General features: G+C 61.5%; 4 protein-coding genes. 3 read left to right on the forward strand and 1 reads right to left on the reverse strand.

Going from position 1 to position 8,095, the window contains the following annotated elements:
* Positions 1-20 precede the first annotated feature (20 nt).
* Genes WBR68_RS25925 through WBR68_RS25935 form a run of 3 tightly spaced genes read left to right on the forward strand, consistent with a single transcriptional unit; the run spans position 21 to position 6,873 of the window.
* The gene (locus tag WBR68_RS25925; protein ID WP_230695647.1) at positions 21-3,329 is read left to right on the forward strand and encodes an acetyl-CoA carboxylase family protein; all 3,309 of its coding nucleotides are present in this window, start codon (positions 21-23) and stop codon (positions 3,327-3,329) included.
* Between the two features lie 33 nt (positions 3,330-3,362).
* Positions 3,363-5,810, forward strand: coding sequence for a CaiB/BaiF CoA-transferase family protein (locus WBR68_RS25930; RefSeq protein WP_230695648.1), 2,448 nt, complete (start codon positions 3,363-3,365; stop codon positions 5,808-5,810).
* Between the two features lie 55 nt (positions 5,811-5,865).
* On the forward strand, positions 5,866-6,873 hold the full coding sequence (locus WBR68_RS25935) for a Bug family tripartite tricarboxylate transporter substrate binding protein (protein ID WP_230695649.1): 1,008 nt from the start codon (positions 5,866-5,868) through the stop codon (positions 6,871-6,873).
* A 286-nt stretch (positions 6,874-7,159) separates the two neighbouring features.
* Here the strand turns inward: WBR68_RS25935 and WBR68_RS25940 are convergent, their stop codons facing one another.
* The gene (locus WBR68_RS25940; RefSeq protein WP_230695650.1) at positions 7,160-7,786 is read right to left on the reverse strand and encodes a hypothetical protein; all 627 of its coding nucleotides are present in this window, start codon (positions 7,784-7,786) and stop codon (positions 7,160-7,162) included.
* Positions 7,787-8,095 lie beyond the last annotated feature (309 nt).

Genomic DNA, 8,095 nt, shown 5'->3' on the forward strand with positions numbered 1-8,095 from the left:
AGCAGAGACATAGGATCACCATGAAGAGAGTGTTGGTTGCCAATCGTGGCGAAATCGCCGTGCGAGTCATACGCGCCGTGCGCGACCTGGGCTTGGAAAGTGTCGCGGTGTATTCCCAGGACGATTCAAACTCAAGGCATCGAATTCTTGCGGATACCTCGGTTGCGCTGGCCGGCTCTGGTCCGGCGGCTTATATCGATATCGACGCCATCATGGCCGCAGCCACGGCCGAGCATTGCGATGCCATCCATCCGGGGTATGGCTTCTTGAGTGAAAGGGCGGACTTCGCCCTGGCTTGCGATGCGGCGGGAATCACGTTCATCGGCCCGAACGCCGATCACCTGGCTCTGTTCGGAGACAAAGGCCGCGCGTTGCAACTGGCCCGCGAATGCGGCGTGCCCGTCATGCCCGCCACGCCGGGCGGTGCATCACTTGCAGACGTCGAACAGTTCTTCGACGAGCAGGGCGGGGTGGGGATCGTCATCAAGGCGGTTGGCGGAGGCGGCGGACGCGGGATGCGCGTCGTCAAGTCCAAAGCCGATATCGCCGAGCTCTATGCCCGCTGCCGGTCGGAAGCCATGTCGGCCTTTGGTGTGGACGCGCTGTACGCCGAGCGTCTGGTCAATCGCGCACGTCATATCGAAGTGCAGATTGCCGGCGATGGGGCGTCGGTGGTCGCGCTTGGCGATCGGGATTGCACGCTGCAGCGCCGCTTTCAGAAAGTGGTCGAGATCGCGCCCAGCCCGGTGCTGAGCGCCACGCTGCGCGCCGCCATTCTTGCCGCGGCAAAGAAAATGGCGGCCAGGGTGGAGTACCGCAGCCTGGGAACCTTTGAATTTCTGGTCGAAGAAAACGAACAGGGCGTGCAGACGGACTTTGTATTCATCGAAGCCAATCCCCGGCTGCAGGTTGAACATACGATTACCGAGCAGGTCACGGGCGTGGATTTGGTGACCTTGCAGATCGGCGTCGCGCAGGGAAAGCGCCTGGCCGAACTGGGCGTGGACCCGAACAACCCGCCGGGGCTGAACGGTTATGCCATTCAGGTCCGCATCAATGCAGAATCGACCGATGCCACGGGCATGGCGCGCCCGGCACACGGCAGGCTGGCGCGTTTCGAGCCGCCCGCTGGCCCCGAAGTGCGCGTCGACACCCATGCCTACGGCGGGTACTCGCCCGCCCCAGCGTTCGACACGCTGCTGGCCAAGCTGATCGTGTTCAGCGGCAGTGACGATTTCTCGGGCGTGGTGCGGCGGTTGCGCCGCTGCCTGGCCGAGTTCCGGATTGCTGGCGTAGCCACGAATATCCATCTTTTGCAGGCGCTTGTGGCTCGGGAGGACTTCCTGTCGCAGCGCAACCATACGCGCTACATCGAGTCCATCCTTGGGGAACTGCTTGCAGCGGCCGAGCAGTACGCGCAAGCGCAGCAGGCCAAGGACAGCCTGATCGGGGATTCGGGGGGGCGCAGCGCGTCGGCGGCCAGGCTGCCGCAGGCCGCGGTGCCGGAAGGGCTCTCGGCATCGCGCGCGCCGTTGAGCGGCCGCCTGGTCGAGGTGTCCGTAAGCGCTGGCGCTCTCGTGCTCAAGGGCCAACCCATCGCCGTGATCGAAGCGATGAAAATGGAGTACAGCGTCGTCGCCGATTTCAATGGCAGGGTCGTCGAGGTGCCGGCCGCCAGTGGCGGCAATGTGCTCGAAGGCGAGATCCTGGTCTTGCTGGAACAGGAATCAAGCGGGGTCGACAACGAGGTCGTGACAGACGCGATCGATCTGGATGCCGTGCGCCCTGACCTGCAAGCCGTGCTCGACCGCCATGCGTCGCTTTACGATGACGCGCGCCCGCAGGCCGTGGCAAAGCGCCGTTCGCGAGGGCAGCGCACCGCACGGGAGAACGTGGACGATCTGTGCGATGAAGGCTCGTTCGTGGAATTTGGCGCACTGGTCATTGCCGCGCAGGCCAGCCGCCGCAGCAAGGAAGACCTGATCGCCAACACGCCCGCGGACGGCATTGTCACCGGCATCGGTAACGTCAACGGCGACGCATTCGGCTACGACGGGTCGCTGACCGCTGTGATGGCCTATGACGCGACGGTGCTGGCGGGCACGCAGGGCAAACGCAACCACATCAAGACCGACAGGTTGGTGGAACGTGCCCGCCGCGACGAAATGCCGATGGTGTTGTTCGCCGAAGGCGGCGGCGGTCGGCCGGGCGATGTGGATTTTCCGTTCGTATCCGGGCTGTATCAGCCGTCGTTCGCCGCGCTTGCCGAACTCAGTGGCGAAGTGCCTTTGCTGGGCATTGTTTCGGGACGCTGTTTCGCGGGCAACGCCGCCTTTCTGGGGGTCTGCGATGTCATCATCGCGGACAAGAGCGCCAACATCGGCATGGCCGGCCCGGCGATGATCGAAGGCGGAGGCCTGGGCATCTTCCGGCCAGAGGACGTCGGCCCCGCGCCGGTGCAGTTCGCCAATGGCGTCATCGACATCCTGGTCGACAACGAGGCGCAGGCCGTCGTGGCGGCGAAGCACTATCTGTCCATGTTCCAGGGCCGCACCAAGGACTGGGTGGCGCCCGACCCGCGCCACCTGCGCCATGTGGTGCCGGAAAATCGCTTGCGTGTCTACGACAGCCGCAAGGTCATCGAAGGCATTGCCGACGTAGGCAGTGTATTGATGCTGCGCTCGGGGTTCGGGCTGGGAATGCACACCGCCCTGGCTCGCGTGGAAGGGCAGCCTGTAGGCATCATCGCCAACAATCCGCATCACCTGGGAGGCGCTATCGATGCCGATGCGGCCGACAAGGCGGCACGCTTCATGAATCTTTGCGATATCCACGGTCTGCCCATCATTTCGTTGATCGATACACCGGGATTCATGGTCGGGCCGGAGCAAGAGGCCAAGGCGCAAGTCCGGCATGTGTCGCGCATGTTCGTGGTCGCGGCCAAGCTGCGGGTCGCTATCTTGGCCATTGCCTTGCGCAAGGGCTACGGCCTGGGAGCCATGGCCATGGCCGGCGGGGGCTTTCGCTCGGCCAGTTGCGCGGTGTCGTGGCCAACGGGCGAATTCGGCCCCATGGGCCTGGAGGGGTCCATCCGGCTGGGCTTCAAGAAGGAACTCGAGAACGTCCCGGAGGGGCCGGAGCGCCAGGCGCTTTACGACCAGTTGGTGGCTCGCGCTTACGAGCGCGGGCACGCCATCAATGTCGCGTCCACGACGGAGATTGACGCAGTCATCGATCCCGCGCAGACCCGCACATGGATACGCCAAGGCATCGCGTCGGCATCTGTGCGTGCCGGCCGTGCCCGCCGCGCCTTTGTCGATACCTGGTAATCAAGGTGAAGTCTGTTGGAACAGGTTGCGACTATGCAAACATCTGAAAGCCGGCTCGCCTTCTCCGGGTTGCGCGTGCTGGAAATCGGCTGCGGAGCGGCAGTGGCTTATGCCGGCAAGCTCTTTGCGGATTTTGGCGCCGAGGTCATCAAGCTGGAGGACCCCGACGGCGACACGCTGCGCCGCCTGCCGCCCCTGTTGAACGAGGCCGATGGCGAGCCCGCAAGCGCCTTGCATGCCTGGCTTAATACCAACAAGCGCAGCGTGGCCCTTCGTGGAAATACAGGCGCGGAACCCGCGTGGCTGTCAGGGCTTGCGCGGACATGCGATGTGATTCTTGACGCCCGGGCCCTGGACGAAGGCTTGGAGGTTCTGAAGCGCCCCGTGTACGCGGGCGATGGGAATGACGGCCAGGGCAATGCGCCCATCGAGGTATGTCTGACCTGGTTCGGCGAGTCCGGACCCTACAGTGGTTTCGCGGGCACCGAGGCTGTGTGCCGCGCCCTGGCCGGCGCGGTGTATTGCAGTGGCGCGAAGCAGGGCCCGCCCCATCTGCCGCACGACATTCAGACCGCCATTGCCGCCGGTGTCGCGGCATTCTCAAGCGCGACCGCCGCCTTGCTGGGACGATCCGACGGCAGCCGGCGTTATCTGCTGAGCATCCATGAGATTGCGTTTTCGCTGGTGGAGATGGAAGCCGGCATGGTGCAGGATGGCCGGCATCCCTTGGCCCGGCTGGGTGTCAACCGGTTCTGCACAGCGCATCCCGCCGGCATCTACGAGACAAAGCACGGCTGGATTGGGCTGTTCGCCCATACCGGCCCGCAGTGGGCAGCGCTGTGCGCCGCCATCGGCCACCCGGACCTGGCTGCGGATCCGCGTTTTGCCAGCGGGCCGACCCGTATGATCCATGCGGACGAAATCGATGCGTTCCTGATTCCCAGCCTGCGCGCCAGGACAGCCGAGGAATGGTTCGATGTGCTGCGCAAACAGAAATTTCCCGCTGTCATCGTGCCGACCATGGCAGAACTGCTTCAACAAGGCGTGCATCGCGAACGCGGCGCGTTTGTTCCCGTCAAGGTTGGGGCGGCCGAATTCGAGGGGCCGGTCGTTCCGCTGCCCATGGGCGATGCGGGGCCTTTGCCGGGCGGTAGGGCAGCGCTCCTGGACGCTGATGGCTCCCGCTACCGTGAAGCGCAGAGTCTGACGCCGGCCGTCGGCTTGGCCAGGGCTGCGCCGGGTGCGCTGCCCTTACGAAAAATCCGCGTGGTAGATCTGACGATGGGATGGGCCGGGCCATTGGCCGCAAGGACGCTGGCGGACTTTGGCGCGGAAGTCATCAAGGTTGAAAGCACGGGCTATCCGGACTGGTGGCGGGGCACGCATTACACCGATGAGTTCTATCAGGAAAAGCTGTACGAAAAGAACTCGAACTTTGCGCTGATGAACCGCAACAAGTTGGGCATCACGCTTGATCTGACCCGTGCTGAAGGACGTGCGGTCCTGTTCGATCTGGTGGCCAAGGCCGATATCGTCATCGAGAACTACTCGACCGAGGTGTTGCCCAAACTCGGGCTGGACTATGCCGTGCTGTCCCAGGTCAATCCGCGCTTGGTCATGGTATCCATGCCGGCATTCGGGTCGGGCAATGAGTGGAGCACGATCAGGGCCTATGGCGGCACGCTGGAGCAGGCCAGCGGCCTGCCGCAACACACCGGTTTCCCGCAGGACCCACCGGCGCTGACCTCCTACGCTTATGGTGATCCGGTGGGTGGCTTCAACGGGGGGGCGGCGGCGTTGCTGGCGCTGTTCGTGCAGCAACGCTTGGGCAAGGGGCGCCACGTCAACCTGTCTCAGGTGGAATGCATGCTGCCCATGACAGCGCCGTTCCTCATTGAGCAGTCCGTGCACGGCACGACCACGCCCCGCAACGGCAATGCGCATCCTCTACATGCCCCGCAGGGGATTTATCAGTGCGCGGGCGATGACGCCTGGGTGGTGGTAAGCATCACGAGCGATGCGCAATGGCAGGCATTGCTGACGGTCATGCAGGCGGCGGATCTTGCCCTGGACCCTGCTCTGGAGACGGCGGCAGGCCGACGGACCCGGCAGGCAGAGATAGACCGCAGGATCAACGCATGGGCCCGCGCGCGCTCCGCGCAAAGCGCAATGGCCGAACTGCAGCAGGCCGGTATCAGCGCAGGAGAGGTCAAGCCGATCTGGACGGTGCTCGATGACCCGCATCTCAGGGCCCGTGAGTTTTTCAAGGCAACGTCCCGCCCTTATATCGGCGAATTTCTGGCGACCACGCCCTGGTTCAGGGAGCCGGCCGCTACGGTCGCGGCGGTGCGTCCGGCGCCTACGCTCGGGCAGCACAACAGCGATGTGTTTTCGCGCGTGCTGGGCATGAGCGTGGATCAGCAACAGACACTGGAACGAGACGGAATCATAGGAAATACCGCAACCAGGAAGGCGGCCTGACAAGCCGCGCAAGCAAGATGCAATACACAAGATCTAACTTTCGTGGAGACAAACAATGACTACATCCAATTCCCGCCGTAACTTCCTCATCACTTCCGCTCATGTCGCCGTGGCGTCGGCATTGGGGTTGGGGTCACCTGCCGCGTTCGCGCAGGACAACGCATGGCCCACTAAAGCCATCAAGATCATCGTGCCGTTCCCGGCCGGTTCGATCACGGACACGATGGCTCGCCTGCTGTCGGATTCTTTGTCCAAGACGCTCAAGCAGCCCGTCATCGTCGAGAACAAGGGCGGCGCCAATGGATCGATCGGGGCGGCCGAGGTAGCCCGTTCGGCGCCGGATGGCTACACGCTGCTGGCCACCAACAGCAGCAGCATCACGGTCAACCCCTTGATCTACAAGAACTCCCAGTACAAGACCAAGGATTTCGCGCCCATCGCCCTGGTACTGGACGCGCCGTTCATTCTGAACGTCAACCCCGAATGGGCCAAGAAGCACGCCATCGAGTCGGTCAAGGATCTGGTTGCGTACGCCAGGAAGAATCCGGGCGAGCTCACCTATGGGTCGGGAGGCCAAGGCAACCTGGCCCATCTGGCGTTTGCGCGACTGAGCAATGACACCCAGTTCAAGGCAACCCATATCCCTTACAAGTCGGCCGCGCAAGCAAGCATGGCGGTCATGGCGGGCGAGGTGAACACGTCTTTCGATACGCTGGCCAGCGCACCGCAAGTGGCGGCCGGCAAGTTGAAAGCCCTGGCGGTCACGCAGAAGCAACGAATTTCCCAAATGCCGGATATCCCCACGATGGCCGAGGCAGGCTATCCGAACATCGATGTCACTTTCTGGCTGGGCCTGTTCGCCCCGGCAGGTACGCCTGCCCAGATCGTAGACACCTTGTACGAGCAGTCCAAGCGCGCGATGGAGCAGCCCGCAGCCAATACCACACTGAGTGCGCAGGGTAGCGTCGTCATGAGCAATCCGAAGGAGTTGTCCACGCGTATCGGGCGTGAGGTCGATCAGCTTTCTCTTGTGGTAAAGCGGGAGAACATCGTCATCGATTGAGGCCAGGCTGAAGCGGCGGACGCCGGGGAGGCGTCTTGCCGTGGGCTTGCCAGGCATGGCGGACGCCTCATATGAGGAAAACCGGTGTTCTGAGCACCATGCCCTTGTCCTTCGGGAGTCTCGCCTTGGCGGCGCAACAAAGACGGCAGCCACACGACCCAGGCCGACCGGATGCGCGGGCTGACCCGGGTCGCTCAATAACTGAGTGAAGCGGGGTTTCGGCGGATGAGCACAGGCTCGATCAAGGGCAAGCATGTGGAAGCATTGGTGGCGCGTCATTCTCTCCTTAGTGGTACAGGAAGAGGAGCGGACTTCCGAGGCATGTTTTTACTTCTTCAATAGGCACGCACTGCGGACCTACTCCTTCTGAATACTTACTCGTCAATCGCGCAAAGCACGATGCGTTAGTCATGGCTTGCTTGTAGATTCTTGAGGTTCTAGTAGCGGTCAAATTCAACTCTTCGACCAAACCAAAACCTCTTTCAAAATTAGATTCAATAGATCCTTTCACATCAAGAGCGAAAAGATATTTATCCCAGCAAGACTTGTATTCCTGCGTGGCGTATGGTGAGTCACTGTGGAGCGACAATTTATTGCGGAGAGCAATATCTCCAACGATAAAGAAGTACTCAGGCTTGGGAAGCCAAGCTATTGCGTCGCCGTAACCTTGATAATCTGCTTTATCAAGTCGCCCTTCCAGAAAGGCTTTCTTTCCCTTGCTCTCAGCTTCTCTTGCATTTTCAATGCTCTCCTTGTTGCCAATTGCGATCCTGTAGTGGCTCACGGTATTTTTAAATACCTGCCAATCCGGCGTTATTGTGCCGTCTGAATTCGATGCAAACGCATTTGCGCTCAAGGGCGAACAGACGCCAATCAATAACATGTATGTCATCAGAATTTTCTTTTTGAGCATCACCTTTCCCTCTCAGGCTTTCCTCTAATAAACAGCGTTCCCACGCTCTTTCCATCGCTTCCTAGGTGACTATCCCTCAGGGTATGAGTAGCAGGGATAAAGTTTGCCTGTTCGATCGTAGGAGGGAGGTCGATTTGTTGCGAGTTAGAAGTTCGCCTTTCCCGGACGCAACGTCTTCGGATCGCAGATATTTATGTCAAAGTTCGCTTTTATTGACGGATGAAATTCCAACCGTAAGCACCCCTGTCAAGTAGACATCGGTTGATAGACGATCGGAGCAAGGGTTAGCCGGGGCATGAATTGCACCGG

Origin of the sequence: Achromobacter sp. JD-1, assembly GCF_038594925.1 — a bacterium.
Taxonomy (GTDB): domain Bacteria; phylum Pseudomonadota; class Gammaproteobacteria; order Burkholderiales; family Burkholderiaceae_B; genus Achromobacter; species Achromobacter spanius_C.